This window comes from Microbispora sp. CA-135349 (genome assembly GCF_050947365.1).
Lineage (GTDB): Bacteria > Actinomycetota > Actinomycetes > Streptosporangiales > Streptosporangiaceae > Microbispora.
In genome coordinates this window covers 2,691,043-2,714,163 of record NZ_CP192001.1, presented here as the reverse complement: position 1 = coordinate 2,714,163, position 23,121 = coordinate 2,691,043, and the positions used below count along the sequence as shown (strand labels likewise).

Here is a 23,121-nt window from a genome sequence, read left to right as displayed (position 1 = left end):
ATGTCCGGCATCGAGGGCAAGGACGTCCGCAAACTCATCGTGGCCTGCGACGCGGGCATGGGCAGCAGCGTCATGCTCGCGAGCACGCTGCGTAAGCAACTCAAGGGCACCGCGGTCACCGTGGAGCACACCCCGGTCAACTCGATCCCCGGCGACGCCGACGTGATCGTCTGCCACACCGGGCTGGCCGACCGCGCCAGGGCGAGCGCCCCCGGCGTCGTGCTCGTGCCGTTCCAGGTCTTCATCGGCGACCCCGCCGTGGCGCGGGTCGTCGCCGCCATCAAGAACGGAGGCACGATCGATGGCTGACCGGGCCGGCACGGCCCCGCTCCCCCTCGATCCCCGCGCCGTACGGACCACCGCGACCGCCGCGGACGTCGAGGACGCCATCCGGCAGTGCGGAGCGGTCCTTCAGGAGATCGGCGCGGTGGACGGGACCTACGCCGAGGCCATGCTCGAACGCGAACGGTCGATCTCCACGTACGTCGGAGAGGGCGTCGCCATCCCGCACGGCACGCTGACGTCGAAGGAGGCGGTCCGCCACGACGCGATCTGCGTGCTGCGCTTCCCCGAGGGCGTCGACTGGCACGGTGAGCGCGTGACGGTGTGCGTCGGCATCGCGGCGCGCGGCGACGGCCACATGCGGCTGCTGTCGCGACTCGCCCAGATCCTGCTAGACCCGGACCGCGCCGCGGCCCTGCGTGCCGCTGCCGACGTCGACGAGGTCATCCACCTGCTGCAACCGGACGGAGAGGAAGACTCCGAGTGAAAGTCGCCCGTTTCCACGCTCCCGGGGACATCCGCCTGGAGGAGGTGCCCGAGCCCGTCGCCCGCCCCGGCGAGGTGAAGATCCGTGTGCGCAACTGCTCGACGTGCGGCACGGACGTGAAGATCTACCGGTTCGGGCACCACCACATCAGGCCGCCCCGGGTGATGGGCCACGAGATCGCCGGGGAGATCGCGGAGGTCGGCGAGGGCGTCAGCGGTTGGAGCCCGGGCGACCGCGTACAGGTGATCGCCGCGATTCCGTGCGGCGAGTGCGAGGAGTGCCGCCGGGGTCACCTCACGGTCTGCCCCAACCAGGAGTCGATGGGTTACCACTACGACGGCGGCTTCGCGCAGCACATGGTCGTGCCGGCCAAGGTGCTCGCCGTGGACGGGCTCAACCGGATTCCCGACAGGGTCGGGTTCGCCGAGGCGTCCCTCGCCGAGCCGCTCGCCTGCGTGCTCAACGGGCAGGAGCTGGCCCGCGTCGGCGAGGGCGACGACGTGGTCGTCGTCGGCTCGGGCCCGATCGGCTGCCTGCACGTGCGGCTGGCCCGCTCGCGCGGCGCGGCCCGGGTCTTCCTCGCCGACCTCAACGCCGAGCGCCTCGCCCTGGCCGCCGACCTCGTACGGCCCGACGCGGCGATCTGCTCGGGCGAGACCGACCTCGTGGACGAGGTGCTCAAGCTGACCGGCGGCCGGGGCGCCGATGTGGTGATCACGGCGGCGGCCTCCGGGGCGGCCCAGCAGCAGGCGTTGCAGATGGCCGCACGGCAGGGCCGGATCAGCTTCTTCGGCGGGCTGCCGAAGGACGACCCGATCATCGCCTGCGACTCCAATCTGGTGCACTACCGGGAGCTCACCATCGTCGGCGCCAACGGGTCGAGCCCGGCCCACAACGCCCGCGCCCTGCGGCTCATCGCCGAAGGAGCGGTGCCGGTCACCGACCTGATCACCCATCGCCTCGGCCTCGACGAGGTCATGGACGCCATCGACGTCGTCGCCCGCGGCGCCGCCATCAAGGTCACCATCGAGCCCTGACCTCGGCCCGTGCGATCGGCTCTGCGATCGGCTCTGCGATCGGCCCCGAAGCCGAGCCCTTGATCCAGCCCTGTGATCCAGCCCTGTGATCCAGCCCTGAGAGGAACGCGATGCCGGAAAGGACAGTGGTGGTCGCCTCGCGCTCCGGCCTGCACGCCCGTCCCGCGAAGATCCTCGTGGAGGCGGCCGCGCGACAGCCGGCGCCCGTGCGCATCCGCGTGGGCGGCGGGAAGGCCGTCCCCGCGAACAGCATGCTGGGCGTGCTCACCCTCGGAGCCCGGCACGGTACCGAGGTGACCCTGGAGGCCGAAGGACCGGGAGCGGAGGAGGCCCTCGCCGCCCTCGCCGACCTGCTGTCCCGCGACCTCGACGCCGAGGACGCCGAGTAGGTCGAGTAGGCCGAGCCGCCGGGGCCGCGTGGCCGGTGCCGAGGGTGCCGGCCGCCGGCCGGGCACGTCACCGGGCACGTCCTCCGCACTCCCGCACTCCCGCGCCGGCATGAACGCCCGAACTGGACACGAAGGCATCCCTGGCTCGCGCCCCCGAGCGTTCGCAAACCACCGTCGGATGAACACCGGCCCGCCCGTCCCGGACGGTGGGCGAGTGTCCGGTCAAGGGGCGACGGCGCGGGCGACACACTCGCGCAGGAGGGCCCGGCGGCGGTCGTGGTCGGTGGCGGGCTCGTCCGCGGTGGCGGCGTAGAAGCCGCTGGCCGGGGACCAGGCACAGGCCATGGCGATGACCAGGGCGATCAAATCGAGGGGGTCGCCCTGGCGGAGCCGCCCGGCGGCCTGGGCGGCGGCGATGGCGGCCAGTTTCGGTTCGTCGTCGGTCGCGTCGGCGAGGCGTCCTGCCGGACGTCGTTCCAGCCGCAGCCAGGCCATGAGGCGGACCAGTTCGGGATGGCGCAGGTTCTCGTCGTACATCCCCACCGCCCAGCCGGGCAGGTCCTCGGCGTCGAAGGCGACGGCGCTCATGAGCCGGTCGGCGTGGTCGGCGATCACCGCGTCGAACAAGCCGTCCTTACTGCCGAAGTAGCCGTACACCTGGGCTTTGTTGGTGCGCGCGGTGGCGGTGATGCGGTCGATCCTGGCGCCGGCGATGCCCCGCTGTGCGAACTCCTCGGCGGCAGCGTCCAGAATCCGGCGCCTGGTCGCGGCACCCTTCGGTGTGGTCGGCAACTCGGGCATGACCTCAGCCTAACAGACAGACTAGTCGGTTTGCTTCGCCATCGAGCGTGACCTACGCTGAAAAACAGACCGAATAGTCTGTTTGGAGGACTCATGCGTACCACCACCGGCTGGATGAGCACTGAGGGCGCCACCGCGCTGCGGCGCGTCCGCATCGAGCGCCGCGACCTGCGCGACGACGACCTCGCGGTCCGCGTCGACTACTGCGGCGTGTGCCACAGCGACCTGCACCGGATCGGCGGCCTTCTCGGCGAGAACGCCCTGGTCCCCGGCCACGAGTTCACCGGCACGGTCACCGCCGTCGGCGTCGCGGTGACCGCGTTCTCGGTGGGCGACAGGGTCGCGGTCGGGACCGTCGTCGACTCGTGCGGGATCTGCGAGATGTGCCGGATCGGACAGGAGAACTTCTGCTACGAGGGCCCCGTCACCACCTACGGCGGGACCGACCGCGTCGACGGCACCAGGACCCAGGGCGGCTACAGCCGCGAGTACGTGGTGCGCGACCAGTTCGCCTACCACCTGCCGGACGGGCTCGACCAGGCCGCCGCCGCCCCGCTGATGTGCGCCGGGGTCACCGTCTGGGAGCCCCTGCGCGCGGCCGGGATCGGGCCCGGGAGCCGGGTCGCCGTGGCCGGCCTCGGCGGGCTGGGGCACCTGGGGGTGAAACTGGCCGCCGGGCTGGGCGCCGAGGTCACCGTCCTCAGCCGCACACCCGCCAAAGCCGACGACGCCCACAAGCTCGGAGCGGTCGACACCCTGATGACCGGCGACGATCAGCAGACCCGGCGGGCGCGCGGCAGGTTCGACCTGATCCTGGACACCATCCCCGCCGCGCACGACCTGTCCCCGCTGCTGCGCATGGCGGCCCTGGACGGCACCCTCGCCCTGCTCGGCTACCCCCTGGAGCAGGCGGTGCGGATCCTCGACCTGGTTCAGGGCCGCAAGAAGCTGACCTCCTCGGGCACCGGCGGCCGCCGCCACACCGCCGAACTGCTGGACTTCTGCGCCGGCCACGCCATCACGGCCGACGTCGAGGTGCTGCCCTCGGCGCGCGTTCAGGAGGCACTCGACCGCCTCGGCCGCGGCGACGTCCGCTACCGCTTCGTGCTCGACCTGTCCGACCTCGACCAGCCCGCCGGCTCGTAACCGCGGCCGCTCCACAGGCCTGGCTGGGACAGGAGCCCACTGTCACCCGGGGGCGTCCCGGGTACGGGCACTGGACGTCGGCTGGTCCATCGCGAAGATCGGGCCGAAGGTCTCCCGTCGCCGCCCGCGACGGCGGCCGCCGCGCTCTCCTGATGGAGACTGGGGAGCGCGGGCAGGAGGAGCAGATGGCGGCTCGGGATCGGCGGACGGCGCAAACCGGCCGCGAAATCGGCAGGGGACACGAGAAGACGACGTTCTTCCATCGTCAACCCGCTCCGGCGCTGCGTCCGCTGGTCGCGTGGTACAGCGCCTACCACGAGGCCGGAGTCCCCCCGGCCTCGCATCGGGGCCTGCCGTCGCCCTACCTGACGATGATCTTCACGCTCGACGAACCTCTCGTCATCGCGGCGCACCCCGACCCGCGCACGCCACCCGGGTCGTACGACACGCTCGTCGGCGGGCTGCACACCAGCCCGGCACTGATCACGCACGACGGGCGGCAGTCGGGCGTGCAGCTCGCGCTGACGCCGCGCGGCGCGCGAGCCCTGCTCGGGCTGCCCGCCGGAGAGCTGTCCGGGCTCGACCTGGACGGCTCCGACGTGCTCGGCCGGCTGGCCGGCGAACTGCGCGAGCGCCTGCTGGAGGCGCCCGGCTGGGACGAGCGCTTCGCCGTCCTCGACGCGGTCCTGTCCCGGCACGCCCGCCCGGCGCGGGCGTACCCGTCCGAGGTGGCGCGGGCGTGGGGGCGGATGCTGGCCGCGGGCGGACAGGTCACCGTGTCCGGTCTCGCCCGCGACGTGGGCTGGAGCGCCAGGCACCTCAACGGCCGGTTCCGGGAGGAGATCGGCCTGTCCCCCAAGGAGGCGGCGCGGGTCGTGCGGTTCGACCGCGTCCGGCGCCTGCTCCAGAGGGCGGCGGCGTCCGGCCGACGGCTCACGCTGGCCGACGCGGCGGCCGAGTGCGGGTTCTGCGACCAGGCGCACCTCGCCCGCGAGTTCGGCGCCCTCGCCGGGTGCTCGCCCAGCCGCTGGCTGGCCGAGGAGGGCCGCCACGGCAGCGAGCTGTTCCGAAACGTCCAAGCCGGGGCGGCGGACGGCTCGCCAGACTCGGTGGCATGAACGACATCACACCAGCACCTCAGGTATGGCCCACGCTGCGGGCCAGGGACGCACGCGCCCTGATCGCCTTCCTCGTCGAGGCGTTCGGCTTCGAGGAGACCGCGGTGTACGGCGAGGGCGACCGCGTCGACCACGCCCAGCTCTCCTGGCCGAACGGCGGCGGGATCATGCTGGGCAGCGCGAGGGACACCCCGGACGACAAGTGGAGCCTCACCCCCGGCTCGTTCGGCGCGTACGCGGTCACCGACGACCCGGACGCGTTGTTCGCCCGGGCGACCGCCGCGGGGGCGCGGGTCATCCGGGAGCCGTACGACACCGACTACGGCTCCCGCGAGTTCGTCGTCCGGGACCGGGAGGACAACCTCTGGTCGTTCGGCACCTACCGCGGCGAGCCGCGGGAGAGCGACTCCGCGGGGTGAGGTAGGGCGTTCCCCACCACGGTTCCGGCGGTGCGCGGGGCCGAGGTGCGCCTTGTGGACGTCGGGGCGGTGGACCACATGCACGGCGCCCTGGGATCCCTTCCCCGCGCGCTCCGGACGTTCCAGGATCTCCTCTCCTGAGGGCGCCGGTACGAATACCCCGACAAAAAGCGGAAAGGGGGGTCTAGAAGAGAACAAACAACTCAAATGAGATCAAATAGCGAGAGGAGCCGTCCCATGACGGACGTGTCGAGCAAGGGACCGGAGCCCGGGGACGAGCGTCCGGTGCTGACCAACCGTCAAGGGCACCCGGTCTACGACAACCAGAACCAGCGGACGGTCGGCGCGCGCGGCCCGGCCACTCTCGAGAACTACCAGTTCCTGGAGAAGATGAGTCACTTCGACCGGGAGCGCATCCCGGAACGGGTGGTGCACGCGCGCGGCACGACGTCGTACGGCTTCTTCGAGGCGTACGGCATGTGGGGCGACGAGCCGATCGCCCGGTTCACGAGGGCGAAGCTGTTCCAGGAAGCCGGCAAGCGCACCGACGTGGCGGTGCGTTTCTCGACGGTGATCGGGGGGCGCGACTCGTCCGAGTGCGCCCGCGACCCACGCGGGTTCGCCGTGAAGTTCTACACCGAGGACGGCAACTGGGACCTCGTCGGAAACGACCTCGCGGTGTTCTTCATCCGCGACGCCATCAAGTTCCCCGACGTGATCCACGCGCTCAAGCCGGACCCGGTCACCTTCCGGCAGGAGCCGAACCGGATCTTCGACTTCATGTCGCAGAGCCCCGAGACGATGCACATGATCGTCAACGTGTTCAGCCCGCGCGGCATCCCGGCGGACTACCGGCACATGCAGGGCTTCGGGGTGAACACCTACAAGTGGGTCAACGAGCAGGGTGAGACCGTGCTCGTGAAGTATCACTGGATGCCCAAGCAGGGGGTCAGGAGCATGACGGCCGACGACGCCGCCCGCATCCAGGCCCACGAGCTGGGCCACGCCACGAAGGACCTGCACGACGCCATCGAGCGCGGCGACTACCCGGAGTGGGAGCTGCTCGTCCAGATGATGAGCGACGACGAGCACCCCGAGCTGGACTTCGACCCGCTCGACGACACCAAGGTCTGGCCGGAGAACGACTTCCCGGCCAAGCCGGTCGGCCGGATGGTCCTGGACCGGACGGTGGACAACGTCTTCGCCGAGAACGAGCAGATCGGCTTCGGCACCGGCGTCCTCGTCGACGGGCTGGACTTCTCCGACGACAAGATGCTGGTGGGACGCACGTTCTCCTACAGCGACACCCAGCGCCACCGCGTCGGGCCGAACTACCTGCAACTGCCGGTCAACCAGGCCAGGAACGCCGACGTGCGGACCAACCAGCGCGACGGCCTCATGACCTACCGGCAGGACCAGGGCGGCGAGAACCCGCACGTCAACTACGAGCCCTCGATCAGCGGCGGGCTGCGCGAGGGGCAGTTCCCGACGCACGACGAGCAGGGTCCGGAGATCGCCGGCAGGCTCACCCGCAAGCGCATCCCGCGGACCAACGACTACAAGCAGGCGGGCCAGCGCTACCTGCTCATGGAGCAGTGGGAACGCGACGACCTCGTGGAGAACTTCGTCACCATGCTGTCGCAGTGCGACCGGCCGATCCAGGAGCGCATGGTCTGGCACTTCCTGCTGGTCGAGGACGACCTCGGGCTGCGGGTCGGCGAGGGGCTCGGCATCACGCCGGACGACGTCAAGCACCTGGAGCCGCTGGCGAGCCAGGACCTGACCGACGAGGACAGGGAGCGCCTGGCCAACCTCGGCAAGAACGGCCCGCGCGACGTCTCGGGCCTGAAGATGACGCACTGCGTTCCCAACGAGCGGGCGACCGTGCCCGCGATGTGAGGATCGCCGTGCGGATCAGGGCCCGGCCCGGATTTCCGAGCCGGGCCCTGGCACGTCCGCACCCGCGCGGGCCGCTACCCTACGGGGAGGCTGCGATGTTGAGGAGTGTGCGACTATGCGCGTTGTTGATGCTTTCCGGCAGGCGTACGGCGGCGAGCCCGCCGGGGTCTGGCACGCGCCCGGCAGGGTCAACCTGATCGGCGAGCACACCGACTACAACGACGGCTTCGTGCTGCCGTTCGCGGTGCCGTGGGGCGTCACCGCGGCCGTCAGCCCCCGCGACGACCTCACGGTCCGCATCGCCTCCCTGCAGACCCCCGGCGAGGAGCAGGTGCTGGAGGACCTCGACCGGGCCGAGGGCTGGGCCCGCTATCCCGTCGGGGTCGTCGCGGTGATGCGCGCCGCCGGGCTTCCCGTACGCGGAGCCGACATCGTGATCGACGGCGACGTGCCCAAGGGCGCGGGACTGTCGTCCAGCGCCGCGCTGGAGGTCTCCGTCGGGCTCGCCCTGAACGACCTGTACGGCCTCGGCCTCGAGCCGATGGAGCTGGCCAGGCTGTGTCAGAAGGCCGAGAACGAGTTCGTCGGCATGCCGTGCGGAATCATGGACCAGGCGGCCTCCGCGCTCAGCAAGGAGGGGCACGCGCTGTTCCTCGACTGCCGCTCGCTGGCCGGCCGGGCCGTCCCGTTCGACCTGCCGGCGTACGGCCTGCAGATCCTCATCATCAACACCGGCGTCCACCACGAGCTGGCCGACGGGCAGTACGCCAAGCGGCGCCGGGACTGCGAGAACGCCGCCGAGCACCTCGGCGTCCCCTCGCTGCGGGACGTCACCGACCTCGCCGCGGCCCTGTCGAGGCTCAGCGGCGACGAGCGGGCCCGCACCCAGCACGTCGTCACCGAGAACCACCGGGTGGAGGCCGTCATCGGGCTGCTGCGGGCGGGAGCCGTACAGGAGATCGGCGCCCTGCTGAACGCCTCACACCTGTCCCTGCGCGACCAGTACCAGGTCTCCTGCCCCGAACTGGACGTGGCGGTCGAGGCCGCGGTGCGGGGCGGCGCGCGCGGGGCGCGGATGACCGGCGGCGGCTTCGGCGGCTCGGCCATCGCGCTCGTCGCCGGCGACCGGGTCGATCGGGTGCGAACCACGGTCGAGCAGGCCTACGCCGAGCGCGGCTGGGCCGCGCCGACGTTCCTGCCGGCCACTCCGGCCGCCGGCGCCCACCGCGTCCACTAGATGTCCGCTGAGCCCTACATCAGGGGCGGGAAGTCCGGCGGCCGGCGCTCGAGGAAGCTCGCCACTCCCTCGGCGAAGTCCGGCCGCCGGAACGACTCCATCATCAGCCGCACGGCCTCGTCCCTGGCCTCGTCGAGCCCCTCCTGCCAGCCGCCCCACAGCTGCCGCTTGATCACGGCCATCGAGGCGGGCGAGCACCGCGTGGCCAGCTCCTTCGCGTACGCGACGGCTTCGGCGAGCAGCCGCTCCCCCGGCACCGCCCGTACGGCGAGGCCCATGGCGCACGCCTGCGCGCCGGTGAAGACCCGGCCGGACAGCAGCAGGTCCATCGCCCGCGCCTGCCCCGCCAGCCTGGGCAGGATCCAGCCCAGGCCCCACTCGGCGATGAGCCCGCGCCGGGAGAACGCGGTCGTCCATTTGGCGTCATCGGCGGTGACGACCACGTCGCACACGAGCGCGTGGACCATTCCCAGACCGGCGCACGCGCCGTTGACCGCCGCGACGACCGGCGTCCGCAGCGTGCTCGGGAAGGTGGTGGGCCGGGAGTCCTGCTCGTCGGCGTACGTGCCCGCCTGCAGGGCCGTCAGGTCGGCGAAGTCGGCACCGGCGCAGAAACCCTTCCCCGCGCCGGTCACCACGATCGCCCGCACGGACGGGTCGCGGTCGGCCTCCTCCAGCAGGTCGAAGTAGCGCCGCCCCATCTCGGCGGTCCAGGCGTTCAGCCGTTCCGGCCGGTTGAACGTCAGGATTCGCACACCGCCGTCGTCCTCGGACAGCACCACCATCGCCCGCCCCTCCTTCACCCGAACTATGTTCTACACGGTTCTACACCACCGGCGGCCGGTGGACGTAGGCCGGCGTGAGCCGTACGTCCTCGTAGTAGCGGTGGAAGACCGGCGTCGCGGCGCCGGACAGTGGCGGCACGATCCAGGACCAGTCCGCCGGGCAGACGCGCCCGCTGCGCTCCTCCCGCTCCAGGTGGGTCAGGAAGCGCCGGGCCTCGGTGTGATGGTCGGTGATCGTGACGCCGTCCTCCGCGAAGGAGTGCAGCACGGCGACGTTGAGCTCCACCAGCGCCTGGTCACGCCAGAGCGTCCGGTCGTGGGAGGTGTCGAGGCCGAGCCTCTCGGCGACCACCGGCAGCTGGTCGTAGCGGTCCCGGTCGGCGAGGTTGCGCGCGCCGATCTCGGTGCCCATGTACCAGCCGTTGAACGGCGCGCACGGGTAGCTGACGCCGCCGATCTCCAGCGACATGTTCGAGATCGCCGGAACGGCGTGCCACTTGAGCCCCAGATCGGCGAACCACGGGAGGGCCGGGTGCCGGAGCGGCACCTCCAGGACCGCGTCGCGCGGCACCTCCCGCAGGACCAGGGCACCCTTGGCCTCCACGATCAGCGGCAGCACGTCGAACCGCGTGCCGTCCCCGCGCCAGCCCATCCGCAGGGCCCGCTCGGTGATCGACGCGTTCGCCGGGTCGCCGAGGACCGATCCGTCCTCGCGTACGTATCCGGCGTAGCGGATGAGCTGGTCGTTGAGGATCCGCGGCGCCCGCTCCCCCGGCCGGTCGGGGGCGAGCACCGTGATGGTGGGCCGGATCCTGCCCCTCCCCGTGGCCGCCCTGAGGTGCTCGACGCACTCCTCGGCCACGCCGTCGGCGGTGTCCACGTGCCGCCGGTCACGGACCTGCAGCGACCGCCAGTAGAGGCGTCCGATGCACCTGTTGCTGTTGCGCCACGCCACCCGCGCGCCGAAGGTCAGCTCGCCGGTGGTGTGCGTGTACGTCCCTGTCTGGTCGATCTCCGCGACGACCTCCCGGAGCCGCTGCTCCACCGGGCCGGCCACCGGGTTCTCCGCGTGGTGGAGCCGGATGAAGTCCTCCGCCTCCCGCCTGTCGATCTCCTCCCCGCGCTCCCGTACGGGCGCGGGGGTCTTCCTCGATTTCCGCCAAGTCAGCACGACCGCCACACACTTCGCGCTCACGGGCGTCCCGCACCGGTTCCGGGCCGGCGGCGACACCCTTCCCGCAGTGGCCCTCACCCCACTGCGCCGTCGTGGTCCGCGGCAGCCGCGACCGGTACGGCCACGGCGCTCCACATTTTCCGCGAACGCCGAAGGATTTGTCCGCCAAATCCGTACATCAGCGGGGTGAACGGTGCAGGAAAAGGCCCCAGTTCATCGCCGCCCGCCGACGAGAGGGGGACACAGACAGTGATACACGGTTGTAACGAGACCCTAGACAGATCACCGCGAGCGTCGAGCGGCAAATTCATCACCGTCTATCCGGACGACGACGAGCATTTCCGCGTACTGGCCGAGGAGTTGCACCAGGCCACCGAAGGACTGGCCGGACCGGCGATCTTTTCGGACCTGGCATATCGCCCGGGGAGCCTGGTTCATTACCGCTATGGCGGGTTCACGGACGGACTGACCGTGCTCGACATGGACGGCTCCTACGTCCCGATGCTCGTGGCCCCGGACGGCTCGTGGGTGGAGGACAGGCGCGAGGCCTACTACACCGCCCCGGCCTGGGCTCCGCCGCCGCTGCCGGCGACCCCGGCGGCGAAGCCGGACGAGCAGCGCGGCGGACCCGTTCTGATCGCCGGCCGTTTCGAGGTGGACGAGGCCGTTCGTCATTCGAGCCGCGGCGGGGTGTACCGCGCCGCCGACCGGCGGCGTGACGGGGCCAGGGTGATCCTCAAGGAGGCGCGGCCGCACATCGCGCCCGCGCGCTCGCTGCTGCGCCGCGAGGCCGAGGTGCTGGACCTGCTGGAGCCCCTGGGCATCACCCCGCGCACGGTCGCCCTGCTCGACTATCAGGACCACCTCTTCCTGGCGGAGGAGGAGATTCCGGGATCTTCCCTGAAGAAATGGGTGGCGGACCGGTCACGCGACGAAAGCTCCCGCCGCCCGCCGTCGCCCGAGGTGCTCGATCTCGCCGGACGGCTCGTCGACATGGTGGCGCTCGTTCACGGCGCAGGGCTGGTGCTGCGGGACCTCAGCCCGGGCAACGTGGTCGTGACCCCCGACGGGGTGCCCCGCCTCGTCGACCTGGAGTTCGCGGCGCGGCCGGGCGAGCCCGTCGTCCCCGTCATGACGCCCGGCTACACCGCGCCGGAGCAGTCCGGCGACCGCGCGCCACACCCGGCGTGCGCGCAGACCGCCGACCTCTACAGCCTGGGCGCCTGCCTGCTGTACCTCTGCAGCGGCGTCGACCCGGTGTTCCCGTCCGAGGACGAGCCGGTTCGCACGGCGGGCGAGCGCATGGAGTTGCTGGTGCGCACCGCCGCTCACGGCAACGACGCCCTGCGGCGGCTCGCACCGCTGATCCTCGGGCTGACGGCCACGGACCCCGACGAGCGGTGGGACCTCACCCGCGCCCGCGCCTTCCTGCGGAGTGACCCCCCGGGGCCGGCCGCGTTCGATGTGATCGCGGTCCTCACCCCCGGCGAGCAGGACCTGCTCCTGCGCGACCTGCTGCATCACATCGTGCGGCAGATGGACCCGGAGGGCCGGCACCTGTGGCCTCCCGTGATGCACGAGAACCGCATGGGAGATCCCTGCAGCGTCCACACGGGCGCAGGAGGCATCCTGCCCGTGTTGAACCGGGCGATCCTGGTCCTCAACGACGAACGGTGCCGGGACGCCCTGGCCGTCGCCGCCGCCCGGCTGAACGAGGAGTTGCGGAGGGAGCCACGGGTTCTCCCCGGGCTGTTCTTCGGGCGCTCAGGCGCCGCCTGGGCCCTGTACGAGGCCGCCCGTACCCTCGGCGACGAAGGTCTCGTCGAGTCCGCCCTCACTTACGCCAAGAGGATTCCCCTGCGGTGGCCCGTGCCCGATTACACGCACGGCACCGCCGGCGCCGGTGTCGCGCAACTCGCCCTCTGGCGTGCCACGGGCGATCCGGAGTTCCGCGTACGGGCGCGGTTCTGCGCCGACCGGCTCGCGGACGAGTGCGAGCACCGCGGAGACGAGGTGGTCTGGCCGATTCCCGAGGGCCTCGAGCCGAAGCTCGGGGGCCTCGTCCACTACGGCTTCGCACACGGAACCGCCGGGATCGCCACCTTCCTGCTCTCCGCGGGACAGGCCCTGGACGAGCCCCGCTACATCGAGCTGGCCGTGACCTGCGGCAGGACGCTGCAGTCGAAGGCGGAGCGGCTCGGCGACATCGCCAGATGGCCGGTAGGGCCCGAGGGGGCGAACCCCACCCGGGGCGCGGAGCCGGACACGGCCTGGTGGTGCAACGGCGCCGGCGGCATCGGAGCCTTCCTCATCCGGCTGTGGCGGGCGACCGGCGAGCCCGGTTTCCGCGAGATGGCCGAGATGGCCGCGAGCGCGGTGCGCAACGAGCGCTGGGCACTCAGCCACATCCACTGTCACGGCAACGCGGGCAACGGCGAGCTGCTGCTCGACATGGCCGCGGTGCTCGGTGACGACCGCTATCTGACCTGGGCCGCCGAGTTGGCGGCGTGCATCCACAGCGGCCATGTGCGCAGGGACGGCGGGAAACTCATTCCGCCGCAGGCCACCCCCGAGCTGTCGTGCAGCTACAACATGGGCCTCGCCGGAATCGCGGGGTTCCTGCTGCGCCTGCGGTACGGCGGCCGGCGCTGGTTCATGCCCGACGACTTCTCCCTGGAAACACCCGCACGATGACCCCGCACGGCCCCGTGGAAGGAGGTGGGAAACCGATGACGACCGGGACGTCGCCGCTCTTCAGGAACTGGCTCCGCAGGAGAGCTCCAGCGCTCAGGGACAGGTTCTGTGCTGCTGGACCTGGACCGCGCCGGGGTGCGCCGCGCAGACCCTGGTGTCGACCTGATCGATGCCCCGCGTGACCGGGGTGGCTCTGACCTCGGGCGGTGGCCTGTGACCACCGCCCCGAGGCGACTGGCTCCCGCGACAATCTCCGCGATCTCCCATAGTCCGTCCGCCGGATCCGCACACCGGCGGCTCTCAGATCTCCAGCACAGCGAGGCTGTCCCCCACTCGTGCGGTCGCGGGGTGGTCTCGGCCGTAGCGGTGGCACAGTTCGTCGTACAACTCGGCGAATGTGAGGTGGGCACCGACGAGGTCGCCGGAGCGCCTCTCCATCTCGCCGATCTGGCGGCGCAGCTCCAGCGTCCGCTGGTCGCCGGCGGGATAGGCGCGTTGTTGATCCGCGAGCAACTCGCGCAGGAGACGAAGGGCCAGATCGCTGTCGTCCAGGTGCGCATGGCATGCGGCCTCCTGCATGCGGCACTGGAACGTCCGCTCGTCGTCGTGCCCGTAACGCCGGGCCAGGTCGGGAGCGAGCCGGTTGAAGGCGGCGGCGGCGCGCAGGTAATCAGCGCCTTCAAAGAGCGCATTCGCCAATTGAGTCCGGAGATCCAGCACCTCATGGTCATCGGCGCCGTATATTCCGCCGGCCAACTCAATTACCGAGGCGAGCAGCCTGGCCACCTCCTCGTACCGCGACTGCAGAAGCAGGGACATCGCCTTATGACGAGCTCGTTCGAGGTCCTTCCTGCTCAGCTCGTTGTGCTCCTGCGGGTTTTCCTGCGATGCGGCCGGAGTCGTCACCGGTGCCACCGCCTCGGCAGAGGAGATGAGGATGCGGCTGACCGCGTGGGCGTACATCCGTACGGCACTCGACTTGTCGGCCGTGACTCCGGGCAGATGGCCCACCCCGGTCACGTACGGCATCAACTGGTCGTACACCGCAGCCGCGCTCAGGGGGCGATCCTCGGCGCGTTTGGCCAGCAGGGAGGCGAGGATCTCCTCGAATTCCCGCGGCACGTCCGGCCGGGTGGATCGCACCGCCGGAGGCGCGGCCTTGATGTGCTGCTCCTGCACGCTGAACTCGGTGGGCCCCGTGAACACCGGCTCACCGGTGAGGAGTTCGTACAGGACGCACCCCAGCGCGTACAAATCGCTCTGCGGCGTCACAGCGCCCGCGCGTATCTGCTCCGGCGGGCTGTACGACACGGTGCCGAGGATCTGGCCCGTCTGTGTGAGCCTGGACACGTCGGGCTTGTGCAGCATGGCGAGGCCGAAGTCGAGGACCTTCACCGTGCCGTCGCGGCGGACCATGAGGTTGGACGGCTTCAGATCCCGGTGCAGGATGCCTCGGTCGTGGGCGGCGCTGAGCACCGCGGCGATTTGGGCGCCCAATGCAGCGGCCCATCCGACGGGTAGCGGTCCGTGTTCGCGATGACGTCCTCGAGCGTGACACCCTCGACGAACTCCATCACGAGGAAGAGCCGGCGCCCGATGACCGGATCGTCGAAGGCGCCGAGGTCGTAGATCGTAGGCGCGCCCGGATGGTTCAGCTGAGCCATGACCTGGGCTTCGCGGTCGAAGCGGCGCTCCATCTCGGGGTCGGGCCGATCCTCGGGAAAGCGAATCAGCTTGATCGCCACGCGCCGGCCCAAGACCCTGTCGTGGCCACCCCACACCGTTCCCATTGCACCCCTTCCAAGGTGCAAGGGATCCAGCTCATACCGGCCGAGTATCACCGTACGGTCAGGCACCATACCTCCGAGCGTGACGGGCAGATCGCCGCCAGAACTCTACTCGGGGGTCAGCCGGAATACGGCGGATAGGGCCTCGAGCTGAGCGCTGCTAATTGAGATGGCGGATTCCGGGATGATGTGGCGGGGATTTTCTGGGATGACTGGCGACGTGACCAGCCCGCGAGGATTTGTGGAAGAACTGCGCTGGAGGTGTGGATCGCTGTGAGACGTTCCTCCCGGGCAACGCCACAAGAACTACCCCGACAGGGGAAGCGTGGATGCTACCTGGTTGTACTCCCTGGGTGAGGCGGTGTGGGTGGAAAGGACGCTGGCAGAGCTCCTCCGGTCACCGGTCGGCCGCAATGCGGCCTACTGGGTGCAGTGGGCCGATGAGTGGCGCAGGTCTCGCGACTTCTGGGACCTGTACAAGATGTGCGTTCTGGCGGCGCTAAGGCTGTCTGAGGGCGACGACACGCCGGAAGAGGTGTTCGACGGCGAGCGGTGCGCGCTCGACGCGGCCCGTCTCGTCGCGGAGGTCCTGGAGTCGCATCCGCTCGCACACCGTCTTGCCGTCACGTCTTCGCCTCAAATCCATTTCGGCGACCTTCACGTACGTCGGACGCCTCGGGCGGATACGGGAGCGCCTCCGCAGCCCGCGACTGGCCGTGTCGTCGTGAAGCCCCACGGCGTCTTCTGGACATCGTCACTGGTGGACCGGGGGCGCAGCTCCTGGCAAGCGGCCATCGAGAGTTCCTACGTTCCCGTCGGCCCCGCCGAACTGACCGAACACTGTCTTTTTTTCGAGCCGCAGAACGTGAGGATCTTCACGATCGACTGTCCTGCCGATGTCTGGTCGTTGGTGACCAGATACGCCACATGTGACAACGGCCGGCATCTGGTGGATTGGGGTGCCGTCGCCCGCGAATACGACGCAGTGCATCTCACCTTCCGTGGGCTCCTGACCGCGCAGGGCGTCCCGGTCGAGGAAGGGTCCGCGAGCTTCGTCCTGCACGGATGGGACGCCGAGAGCGTCGCCTGGTTCAACTGCCGGCACTTCGGCGAGGTCGTCACGAGAACCCGCCGCTGAGCGGGAACCCTCCGGGAGGATGTGCCGGAGGAGCCGCTTCACGGGCGATGGCCGGACAGGATGAGGGTCCCCGTCGCTTGAGTTCAATCCATGGCCGCTCCGCCTCGTCAGCGTCCTTCCTCTGGCAGCCACAGGTCGGGGCCAAGGCGGCGCAGGCGCTCCCGGCAGTCCTCATATCCGGGCAGCGCCCGCTCCACCAGCCGCCAGAACTCCGCGCTGTGGTCGTGCCGGAGCAGGTGGGCCAGCTCGTGCACGAGCACGTAGTCGATGAGCGTCGGCGGCAGCTGCATGGTCGCCCAGTGGATGTTGACCTTGCCGTCGGGTGAGCAGGACCCCCAGCGGTAGCCGAGCGGCAACACCCGCAGCCCGGTCACTTCGACGCCCATCCTCTGTGCCCACGGCCGGATGCGCCGCTTCAGCCACGACTCGCCGACCCGGCGATACCAGCGGACCAGGTCCCGCGCGCCCCCGCCCCGGCCCAGCTCCAGCCGTCCGCGGATCAGCCGCACCTCGCGGCCCGGCTCCACGATCCGCAGCCGGTACGACCGGCCCAGGTACGGGAAGCCCTCGCCGGCGACGTACTGCCTGGCCGGGCGGGCCTGGCCCAGCTCGCGCCGCTCGGCGAGCTTGCCGTACAGCCAGGGCCGCTTGGCCTCGACCACCTTGGCCAGTTCGGCCTCGGACACCTGCGGCGGAACGACCGCGGTGACCGAGGCGTCCCGCTCGACGGTGAGCCGCACGGTCTTACGGCGCGGGCTCACCGACACGGCGATGTCGAGGTCGCCGACCCGAAGGACGCCCGGGAAGTCGTTCACGGGCATCAGCATGCCAGGTCAGGGCTTGGGGATGCGCTGCCGGTTGTGCCTGATGACGTCGAGGAGCTGGCTGGAAATCCTCTTGAGATCGTCCTCGTCGCAGACGTCGGCGTCGAACAGCACGCCGGAGATGCGGCGGCGGAACTTCTCCTGATCGGTGCGCTTGGTCGGTTTCCAGAAGTCGGTGCGGTGGACGGTCTCGACCGCCAGCGCGTACACCTGCCGGGTCACGTCCACCAGGGCGGTGTCCTGCGCGTCGTCGGCGGAGGTGGCGGTCTCGCCGAGCAGCACGCCGTAGAGGGCGGTCTCCACGTCGCTGAGCCCGTGCGGGTTCTCCGGCCGCTCCTCGACGATCTCGGTGAGGAGCCCCTGCAACGCACGCACCTGCGCTTCGATGTCGTCGGCCAGCTCCTCCAGGATCTTCTTCAGCCGCTCGCTGAGCAGTTGGTAGCGGTGCGGGTCCTCGCCGGCGTGCACAGAGATGTGGTAGCGGATCGCGTGCTCCATCTCGGACGCCTTCGAGCGCGGGCCGGGCAGCTTGTCGACCTTCTCCGCGAAGTCGGGCGCGGTGAGCGCGACCGGAGGCAGCGTCTGTTCGATGCCGAGCGACACCACGTGGTCGTCGATCAGCTCGCGGATCTTCTCGCCGTACGCCGCGGGGTTGAACTCGCCGCCGTCCACCCGATAGCGGCGGTTCGCGGTCATCTTGACCACGGTGAAGTGTTTCGCGTCCGGCAGGTACGGCTTGGCGGCCGGGTCGGGCAACACCGCGTTGACGGTCTTGAGGAACCGGGCCAGCTCGACGTTGAACCTGTCGCGCAACTCGTCGTCCGCGAGAAGCTGGACGCAGCTCTCCACGTCGTCCACGTTCGCGCCCCGCTCCGAGAACAGCATGCGCACCCGGCCCCGCTGTGGCTCCAGCTTGCGGATCTCGTCCTGCGGATCGCGCATCGCGTTCGCGACGTCGGCGGCGTCGTCGCTGTCGAAGTCCTCCCGGGCGTAGAGGCGCAGCGCCTGGAGCAGGTTCTCCGCGACGCCGTGATAGTCGACGACGTAGCCGAAGTCCTTGCCGTCCGAGGTCCGGTTGACCCGGGCGATCGCCTGCAGGAGTTCGGCCTCCTTCAGCCCTCGGTCCAGGTACATCACCTGCTCGATCGGCGCGTCGAATCCGGTCAGCAGCATCGACTGCACGATGACGAACCCGATCGGCGACTCCTCGTACGGCTGGGTGAAGCCGTCGATGCGGGCTTTCCGCTTCGCCGGGTCCGTCCACTCGGACAGCTCCTGCTCGCGCTCGGAGTTCCCTTCCGAGATGACGGGCACGAAGTCGATCCGCTTGAGCAGGTCAAGGTGGTGCGCGGCCCTGGCCAGGTAGGCGTCCCGCTTGCGCAACTCGTCAGGAGGCGTGTTCAGCACCTCGGCCGGCAGCCGTTCGATTTCCTGCATCAGCTCGTCGCGGGCGGCCAGCAGCGCCTTCCGGTAGCGTACGGTGGCCTCCCGGTCCTCGGCGACCACCTGCGCCTTGAAGCGCTCGGGCAGGATCTTCTCGACGTAGTGCCGCAGGATGTTCTTGGCCTTGGCCGCGATGAGCTGTTCGGCGGCGGAGACCTTCCCCTTGGTGGCATAGCGCCGCTGGAGCTGCTCGCGCTCCTCCTCGGTCAGGCCCTCCAGGTCCTCTTCGACGATGTCGTCGAGCTCCCGGCCGTCCCGTACGGCGCCACGGACCGTCCGCACCTCATAGACGATCGGCGCCGCGTACGAGTACCTGATCGGGCAGTTCGCCGACTCGGCCGGCAAGAAGGGCGGGGAGTTCTACACCCCGCGCGGGGTCGTCCGGATGATGGTCCGCCTGGTAAAGCCTCCACGTCACACCGTATACTTGTGTACTCACTTCACTAGCTATAGGCTCTCGTCATCGTGCCGGAGTGGACCTGGCACACGATGCCCGCGAAGGCCCCTATGCATATCAACGCACACCTCGACCTTTCGGTGGTCCCGTTCGACACCGACGACGAAATCAACGTTCTGGTGGACATCACCGCTCCCCCGCCGGACGACGGGGACGACCGCCCGCCCGCCACCCTGGAAGTCGTTCTCGACCGCAGCGGATCCATGGCCGGAGAGCGGCTGGCCGGCGCCCAGCGGGCCCTGCTCGGCCTGATCGACAAGCTCCGCCCCACCGACAACTTCGGCCTGGTCAGTTTCGACGACTCCGCACGGGTGGAGATCCCCTCCGGACCGCTCGCCGACAAGGCCGCGGCCAAGCGGGCCGTCTCCGCCCTCGAACCCGGCGGGATGACCGACCTGTCCAGCGGGCTGCTGCGAGGCGTCCAAGAGGCCCGGCGGGTGCTCGGCGACAGCGGCGCCACCCTGCTTCTGATCTCCGACGGCCACGCCAACACCGGCGTGGTCGATCACACCGCACTGGCCGGCATCGCCTCCGACGCCCGCCGTAACCGCGTCGCCGTCACCACACTGGGCTATGGGCTCGACTACGACGAGCGGCTGATGACCGCCGTCGCGGACGGCGGCGCGGGCAGCGCCCTGCACGCCGAGGACCCCGACACGGCCGGCCGGCTCATCTCGGCCGAGGCCGAGCATCTGCTGGCCAAGGTCGTGCAGGCCGCCTCGCTCACCATCGTGCCGCAGCCGCCCGTCACGTCGGTGTCCCTGTACGGCGGGCTGCCCGTGTCCCCTCTGCCTGATGGAGCGGTGCTCGTGGAGCTCGGTGACTTCTACGGCGGGGAGCGGCGAAAGCTTCTGGCGCGCCTGGCCGTGCCGGGCATCGCCAGCCTCGGCCTCGCGACGGTCGCCGAGATCACGCTGACCTGCGTCGCCACGCAGAGCCTGACCACCTACACCGCCGCCCTGCCCATAACCGTCAACGTGGTTCCGGGAGACGAGGCCGCGGGGCGGATCCCCGACCCGGTGGTCCGCGCCGAACGCCTCTTCCAGGACGTGCAGGACGCCAAACGGCAGGCGTCCGACGCCCTGATCGAGGGCGACGCCGACCGGGCCATGCATCTCCTCACGTCGAGCGCGCTCACCGTCAAGGAGGCCATGTCGTGGGCGCCGAACCGCGACGAGCTGGCCCGGGAGTCCGAGGAGCTCGGCCTCTACGCGGCCCGCGCCAGGAGCGACGCCAACCGGGTCTCCAAGACGATGCGCGCGAGCTGGCACACCGGCAACCGCAAGCGCGGCCGCACGAACGAGTGACCGCTGTCCGGAACGCGCCCTTGCACCGCCGGCGCGGCTGCTTATCCTGATCACTCACACGCAATCGGGAGCCCCCATGGCCGAGGATGACCTGCGGCACTGGCCTTCCCCTCACGGACCTGGCGTGGCTGGATCGACTTCGAAAAGTCGTGTCCGGTCGTCGGGGAACCGGCAGCGGCACTCTCAGCACCGCCAGGGCCGGTGGCCGGATGTGAAGACCAGCGACGCGACAGGACGTTCGACGCATTGGCCGCACAAAAGCCTCGGGGCGGTGGTCTGTGACCACCGCCCCGAGGTGACTTGCTCCCGCGATAGGACTCGAACCTATAACCTGCCGGTTAACAGCCGGCTGCTCTGCCGATTGAGCTACACGGGATCGTGCTCTGTACTGCGGTTACTGCTGTTACTGCCCTGCTCCGCTCGTTCCGGCCTTTCGGCTTTCCTTGCGGCGCGGAACTAGATTAGCGCACTCCGGGGGGTGTCTGTCACATCGAAATCGTCCGCGAGTCGCAGGGTCTTGATCGGCGTACGGCAAAGAGCACCCGGACGGCCCGGGAACCCGCCCGGGCAGGGCCGGATCGGCTGCTGTTGGATAGAGACAGGCCCTCGGGGTAGGGGGGCGGGGAACACGAGCGCGGAGGTGGAAGATGCGATACAAGGCGATGTTCGCCACCGGGCTGGCCGTCGGCTACGTCCTCGGCACGCGGGCCGGGCGTGAGCGCTACGAGCAGATCAAGCGTTTCGCGCAGCGGTTCGCGGACAGCCCCACGGTGCAGGAGGCGGCGGGGCTGGTGGGCGCCCAGGCCTCGAAGGTGGCGGGCAAGGCCAAGGACCTCGCGGGCGACAAGGTGCCGTTCCTGAAGAAGACGGAGACCTGGGAGTCCGACAGGACCGACCGGGTCGGCACGGCCACCGGCTGGCCGGCCGGCGCCGACCAGATCCCCTGAGCCGATCCCCGGCAGACCATGCTTCGATGGCGGCCGGCGGGCCGCGGGAAATGACGGCGGGGCCCCCGTCGCCGGCCGGGGCCCGCCGCCTGTCCTCCACATGTCCACAGCGCGGCGCACGCCCCGCCAGAGCCCTGCGCGGACGCGTGCCGCGCCGGAGGTCACTCCGGACAGTCACCCGCCCGCACGGCCGCGGCGGGACGCTCTCACGAACGGAACAGGTCGACGACGTCGTCCCCGTAGGGGTCCCGCGCGGTCCTGCCGGTGCGCGGAGCCGTGATCGAGGCTTTCACGTCCCAGCTGAAACGGGTGGAGACGGCGACGGACTCCGCCGGATACCCCGTGCCGGGCCGCCACACCGCCTGGACCACGATCGGCTTCCCGGTCAGGTCGGTGGCGATCCCCCAGAAGACGGTTATCGCGCGGTACCGGGGATCGAGCCGCCCTCCGAGCATCGTCCGGAACGGCTTGGACATCGCGAACAGCTTGCCGAAGGTGGTCGTGCCGCGATAGCTCCACGTCTTCTTGACCGCGCGGTCGTCGGCGTCGTGGACCGCCGATCCCGGCCTGCTGCTCGACGCGGAGGCGACCAGGGCCCTGAGCGTCCCGAGGTCGAAGGCGTCGATGATCTGGTCACCGTACAGGGCCGCGCCGCCGGGCGCCTTTCCAAGCTTCGCCCACGACGTGCCGCCGTACGCGGGGCCCGCGCCGTAGAGCACACCGCCGACGCTGCGCACCCGAAGTGCCGCCAAGCCGACGCGGGCGAGGTCACCCGCGTGCCGGTCGCCGCCGGCGGCGTCCTCTCTCAGGAACTGCAGACTGCAGTTGTCCCACAGCATCGACCGCTTCACGTCCGCGGCCACGACCCCGCCGGGGCCGAGCCGCGCCATGCCTGTCAGGTTGGGGTCGCTGCTCCCGCCCTTGCAGTAACCGCGGGGCAACTCGTCCAACCGCGAGTCGCGCGGCCAGGCGACCGACGCGTGCTGGAAGATCTTCACCGGGCTGCCCTGAGCCTCAAGCCGCCGCACGGCGGCCACCACGTCGACCGCCGCCGCCTGCGCGGGCACCGGCAGGGCCGCGATCCCGAGCACGGCCGCCATCGTCACTCGCCATCTCATGCGAGGTGATCATGCCATGGACAGGCCGTGCCGTCGTCAGACGCCGAGGCTGCGGCGCACCTCTTCGAGCGCCTGCTCGGCGTGGGCGCGCAGGCCCGGGTCGTCGGCGTCGAGCCCGGGGTCGAAGATGAACTCCCAGCGCGGGGTGTCGTAGCCGGGGATCCGGCGGGCGACCAGGCGCACTCCCCCGCGGCCGTTGATGGTCACATGGCGGCTCGCGACGATCGTCGAGGTCACCCTTTCGCGGATGGTCTCCGGCAGTCTCCCCGGTTCCGTCAGGAGGGCCCGGTGAACGGCTCCGTCCGTCATCGTGACCGTCACGCCCTCCTCGTCCCACACGGCCTTGTCCATGAGGTGCCAGGGCAGGCGCGGCCCGTCCGGCAGGTGCAGCGCCCGGGTGGTGGCGACGATGTGGCCGCCCTCCGGCGTCAGCGCGTGGCTGATCGGGCGCTCGCCGCTGTCCAGCGCGAGAGCCGTACGGACCTCACGGGGCAGCCTGGAGCCGAACAGGCGGGACAGCGAGGGCTTGGGAGGAGTCAAGGAACACCGCCAGCGTACGACGACCGTTAACACCCCCGAGGCTATCCGGCGGCCCGGTCACCCCTCGTACGGCGCCCGGCGCGAGGGCCACG

General features: G+C 70.6%; 21 protein-coding genes, 1 tRNA gene and 2 pseudogenes. 14 read left to right on the top strand and 10 right to left on the bottom strand.

Annotated elements, in window-relative coordinates; all coding sequences use genetic code 11:
- The 4 genes from ACQPZZ_RS12860 to ACQPZZ_RS12845 all read left to right on the top strand — a co-directional run bounded on the left by ACQPZZ_RS12860 (nucleotide 1) and on the right by ACQPZZ_RS12845 (nucleotide 2,195).
- Nucleotides 1-309: a PTS lactose transporter subunit IIB gene (locus tag ACQPZZ_RS12860; RefSeq protein WP_363647556.1), complete on the top strand. Its 309-nt coding sequence runs from the start codon at nucleotides 1-3 to the stop codon at nucleotides 307-309.
- The gene (locus ACQPZZ_RS12855) at nucleotides 302-769 is read left to right on the top strand and encodes a PTS sugar transporter subunit IIA (protein WP_363647558.1); all 468 of its coding nucleotides are present in this window, start codon (nucleotides 302-304) and stop codon (nucleotides 767-769) included. Before ACQPZZ_RS12860 ends, ACQPZZ_RS12855 begins: the two co-directional genes overlap by 8 nt.
- The gene (locus ACQPZZ_RS12850; protein ID WP_432931849.1) at nucleotides 766-1,806 is read left to right on the top strand and encodes a zinc-dependent dehydrogenase; all 1,041 of its coding nucleotides are present in this window, start codon (nucleotides 766-768) and stop codon (nucleotides 1,804-1,806) included. The genes ACQPZZ_RS12855 and ACQPZZ_RS12850 overlap by 4 nt, the downstream gene beginning before the upstream one ends.
- 110 nt (nucleotides 1,807-1,916) lie before the next feature.
- Entirely contained in the window at nucleotides 1,917-2,195 is a 279-nt protein-coding gene (locus tag ACQPZZ_RS12845; protein WP_432931847.1) for an HPr family phosphocarrier protein, read from the top strand.
- A gap of 222 nt (nucleotides 2,196-2,417) precedes the next feature.
- Here the strand turns inward: ACQPZZ_RS12845 and ACQPZZ_RS12840 are convergent, their stop codons facing one another.
- Nucleotides 2,418-2,996 (bottom strand): TetR family transcriptional regulator, encoded by a 579-nt coding sequence (locus tag ACQPZZ_RS12840; protein ID WP_432931845.1) that lies wholly within the window; start codon nucleotides 2,994-2,996, stop codon nucleotides 2,418-2,420.
- Nucleotides 2,997-3,089: 93 nt separating this feature from the next.
- Here ACQPZZ_RS12840 and ACQPZZ_RS12835 point away from each other — a divergent pair, with 93 nt between their 5' ends.
- The 5 genes from ACQPZZ_RS12835 to galK all read left to right on the top strand — a co-directional run bounded on the left by ACQPZZ_RS12835 (nucleotide 3,090) and on the right by galK (nucleotide 8,815).
- A complete protein-coding gene (locus ACQPZZ_RS12835) occupies nucleotides 3,090-4,142 on the top strand; it encodes an NAD(P)-dependent alcohol dehydrogenase (RefSeq protein ID WP_432931843.1) in 1,053 nt (350 codons plus the stop codon).
- 185 nt (nucleotides 4,143-4,327) lie between these two features.
- Nucleotides 4,328-5,260 carry a helix-turn-helix domain-containing protein gene (locus ACQPZZ_RS12830; protein ID WP_432931841.1) on the top strand — a complete coding sequence of 311 codons (933 nt, stop codon included), beginning with the start codon at nucleotides 4,328-4,330 and terminating at the stop codon, nucleotides 5,258-5,260.
- Nucleotides 5,257-5,679, top strand: coding sequence for a VOC family protein (locus ACQPZZ_RS12825; RefSeq protein WP_432931839.1), 423 nt, complete (start codon nucleotides 5,257-5,259; stop codon nucleotides 5,677-5,679). Before ACQPZZ_RS12830 ends, ACQPZZ_RS12825 begins: the two co-directional genes overlap by 4 nt.
- Before the next feature lie 237 nt (nucleotides 5,680-5,916).
- Nucleotides 5,917-7,578, top strand: coding sequence for a catalase (locus ACQPZZ_RS12820; RefSeq protein WP_432931838.1), 1,662 nt, complete (start codon nucleotides 5,917-5,919; stop codon nucleotides 7,576-7,578).
- A gap of 115 nt (nucleotides 7,579-7,693) precedes the next feature.
- Nucleotides 7,694-8,815, top strand: a complete 1,122-nt coding sequence (galK, locus tag ACQPZZ_RS12815) for a galactokinase (protein WP_432931836.1) — start codon at nucleotides 7,694-7,696, stop codon at nucleotides 8,813-8,815.
- 14 nt (nucleotides 8,816-8,829) lie between these two features.
- On the opposite strand, the gene ACQPZZ_RS12810 is transcribed toward galK, so the two are convergent.
- Entirely contained in the window at nucleotides 8,830-9,618 is a 789-nt protein-coding gene (locus ACQPZZ_RS12810) for an enoyl-CoA hydratase-related protein (protein WP_432931834.1), read from the bottom strand.
- 22 nt (nucleotides 9,619-9,640) lie between these two features.
- Nucleotides 9,641-10,771, bottom strand: a complete 1,131-nt coding sequence (locus ACQPZZ_RS12805) for a nitric oxide synthase oxygenase (protein ID WP_432931832.1) — start codon at nucleotides 10,769-10,771, stop codon at nucleotides 9,641-9,643.
- A gap of 252 nt (nucleotides 10,772-11,023) precedes the next feature.
- Here ACQPZZ_RS12805 and lanL point away from each other — a divergent pair, with 252 nt between their 5' ends.
- Nucleotides 11,024-13,468: a class IV lanthionine synthetase LanL gene (lanL, locus tag ACQPZZ_RS12800; RefSeq protein WP_432931830.1), complete on the top strand. Its 2,445-nt coding sequence runs from the start codon at nucleotides 11,024-11,026 to the stop codon at nucleotides 13,466-13,468.
- Nucleotides 13,469-13,768: 300 nt separating this feature from the next.
- Here lanL and ACQPZZ_RS12795 read toward each other — a convergent pair.
- Nucleotides 13,769-15,004: pseudogene (locus ACQPZZ_RS12795) on the bottom strand (protein kinase domain-containing protein); the annotation flags it as partial.
- On the bottom strand, nucleotides 14,899-15,258 hold the full coding sequence (locus ACQPZZ_RS12790; RefSeq protein WP_432931829.1) for a hypothetical protein: 360 nt from the start codon (nucleotides 15,256-15,258) through the stop codon (nucleotides 14,899-14,901). The pseudogene ACQPZZ_RS12795 and the gene ACQPZZ_RS12790, both read right to left, overlap by 106 nt.
- Before the next feature lie 364 nt (nucleotides 15,259-15,622).
- Here ACQPZZ_RS12790 and ACQPZZ_RS12785 point away from each other — a divergent pair, with 364 nt between their 5' ends.
- Complete coding sequence (locus tag ACQPZZ_RS12785) at nucleotides 15,623-16,393, top strand: hypothetical protein (protein WP_432931828.1); 771 nt, start codon at nucleotides 15,623-15,625, stop codon at nucleotides 16,391-16,393.
- A 107-nt stretch (nucleotides 16,394-16,500) separates the two neighbouring features.
- On the opposite strand, the gene ACQPZZ_RS12780 is transcribed toward ACQPZZ_RS12785, so the two are convergent.
- Both ACQPZZ_RS12780 and ACQPZZ_RS12775 read right to left on the bottom strand, forming a co-directional pair.
- Nucleotides 16,501-17,208 (bottom strand): M48 family metallopeptidase, encoded by a 708-nt coding sequence (locus tag ACQPZZ_RS12780; RefSeq protein WP_432931827.1) that lies wholly within the window; start codon nucleotides 17,206-17,208, stop codon nucleotides 16,501-16,503.
- 18 nt (nucleotides 17,209-17,226) lie between these two features.
- Complete coding sequence (locus ACQPZZ_RS12775; RefSeq protein ID WP_432931825.1) at nucleotides 17,227-18,942, bottom strand: type I restriction enzyme subunit R domain-containing protein; 1,716 nt, start codon at nucleotides 18,940-18,942, stop codon at nucleotides 17,227-17,229.
- Nucleotides 18,943-18,952: 10 nt separating this feature from the next.
- Between ACQPZZ_RS12775 and ACQPZZ_RS12770 the strand changes: the two are divergent.
- Nucleotides 18,953-19,072 (top strand): annotated as a pseudogene (locus ACQPZZ_RS12770) (N-6 DNA methylase); the annotation flags it as partial.
- Between the two features lie 95 nt (nucleotides 19,073-19,167).
- Nucleotides 19,168-20,424, top strand: a complete 1,257-nt coding sequence (locus tag ACQPZZ_RS12765) for a vWA domain-containing protein (protein ID WP_432931822.1) — start codon at nucleotides 19,168-19,170, stop codon at nucleotides 20,422-20,424.
- 303 nt (nucleotides 20,425-20,727) lie between these two features.
- Here the strand turns inward: ACQPZZ_RS12765 and ACQPZZ_RS12760 are convergent.
- Nucleotides 20,728-20,800 (bottom strand) — tRNA-Asn (locus ACQPZZ_RS12760).
- 271 nt (nucleotides 20,801-21,071) lie between these two features.
- Here ACQPZZ_RS12760 and ACQPZZ_RS12755 point away from each other — a divergent pair.
- A complete protein-coding gene (locus ACQPZZ_RS12755; RefSeq protein ID WP_363647642.1) occupies nucleotides 21,072-21,371 on the top strand; it encodes a YtxH domain-containing protein in 300 nt (99 codons plus the stop codon).
- Nucleotides 21,372-21,577: 206 nt separating this feature from the next.
- On the opposite strand, the gene ACQPZZ_RS12750 is transcribed toward ACQPZZ_RS12755, so the two are convergent.
- Nucleotides 21,578-22,489: a hypothetical protein gene (locus ACQPZZ_RS12750; protein ID WP_432931820.1), complete on the bottom strand. Its 912-nt coding sequence runs from the start codon at nucleotides 22,487-22,489 to the stop codon at nucleotides 21,578-21,580.
- 36 nt (nucleotides 22,490-22,525) lie between these two features.
- Nucleotides 22,526-23,029 carry a hypothetical protein gene (locus ACQPZZ_RS12745; RefSeq protein WP_363647638.1) on the bottom strand — a complete coding sequence of 168 codons (504 nt, stop codon included), beginning with the start codon at nucleotides 23,027-23,029 and terminating at the stop codon, nucleotides 22,526-22,528.
- Nucleotides 23,030-23,121: the final 92 nt, after the last annotated feature.

Excerpts from the sequence above, each read along its gene's own strand:
- ACQPZZ_RS12860 (WP_363647556.1), top strand. The coding sequence starts at position 1 with ATGTCCGGCATCGAGGGCAAGGACGTCCGCAAACTCATCGTGGCCTGC.
- ACQPZZ_RS12855 (WP_363647558.1), top strand. The coding sequence starts at position 302 with ATGGCTGACCGGGCCGGCACGGCCCCGCTCCCCCTCGATCCCCGCGCC.
- ACQPZZ_RS12845 (WP_432931847.1), top strand. The coding sequence starts at position 1,917 with ATGCCGGAAAGGACAGTGGTGGTCGCCTCGCGCTCCGGCCTGCACGCC.
- ACQPZZ_RS12840 (WP_432931845.1), bottom strand. The coding sequence starts at position 2,996 with ATGCCCGAGTTGCCGACCACACCGAAGGGTGCCGCGACCAGGCGCCGG.
- ACQPZZ_RS12835 (WP_432931843.1), top strand. The coding sequence starts at position 3,090 with ATGCGTACCACCACCGGCTGGATGAGCACTGAGGGCGCCACCGCGCTG.
- ACQPZZ_RS12830 (WP_432931841.1), top strand. The coding sequence starts at position 4,328 with ATGGCGGCTCGGGATCGGCGGACGGCGCAAACCGGCCGCGAAATCGGC.
- ACQPZZ_RS12825 (WP_432931839.1), top strand. The coding sequence starts at position 5,257 with ATGAACGACATCACACCAGCACCTCAGGTATGGCCCACGCTGCGGGCC.
- ACQPZZ_RS12820 (WP_432931838.1), top strand. The coding sequence starts at position 5,917 with ATGACGGACGTGTCGAGCAAGGGACCGGAGCCCGGGGACGAGCGTCCG.
- galK (WP_432931836.1), top strand. The coding sequence starts at position 7,694 with ATGCGCGTTGTTGATGCTTTCCGGCAGGCGTACGGCGGCGAGCCCGCC.
- ACQPZZ_RS12790 (WP_432931829.1), bottom strand. The coding sequence starts at position 15,258 with ATGGGAACGGTGTGGGGTGGCCACGACAGGGTCTTGGGCCGGCGCGTG.
- ACQPZZ_RS12765 (WP_432931822.1), top strand. The coding sequence starts at position 19,168 with ATGCATATCAACGCACACCTCGACCTTTCGGTGGTCCCGTTCGACACC.
- ACQPZZ_RS12755 (WP_363647642.1), top strand. The coding sequence starts at position 21,072 with ATGCGATACAAGGCGATGTTCGCCACCGGGCTGGCCGTCGGCTACGTC.
- ACQPZZ_RS12750 (WP_432931820.1), bottom strand. The coding sequence starts at position 22,489 with ATGAGATGGCGAGTGACGATGGCGGCCGTGCTCGGGATCGCGGCCCTG.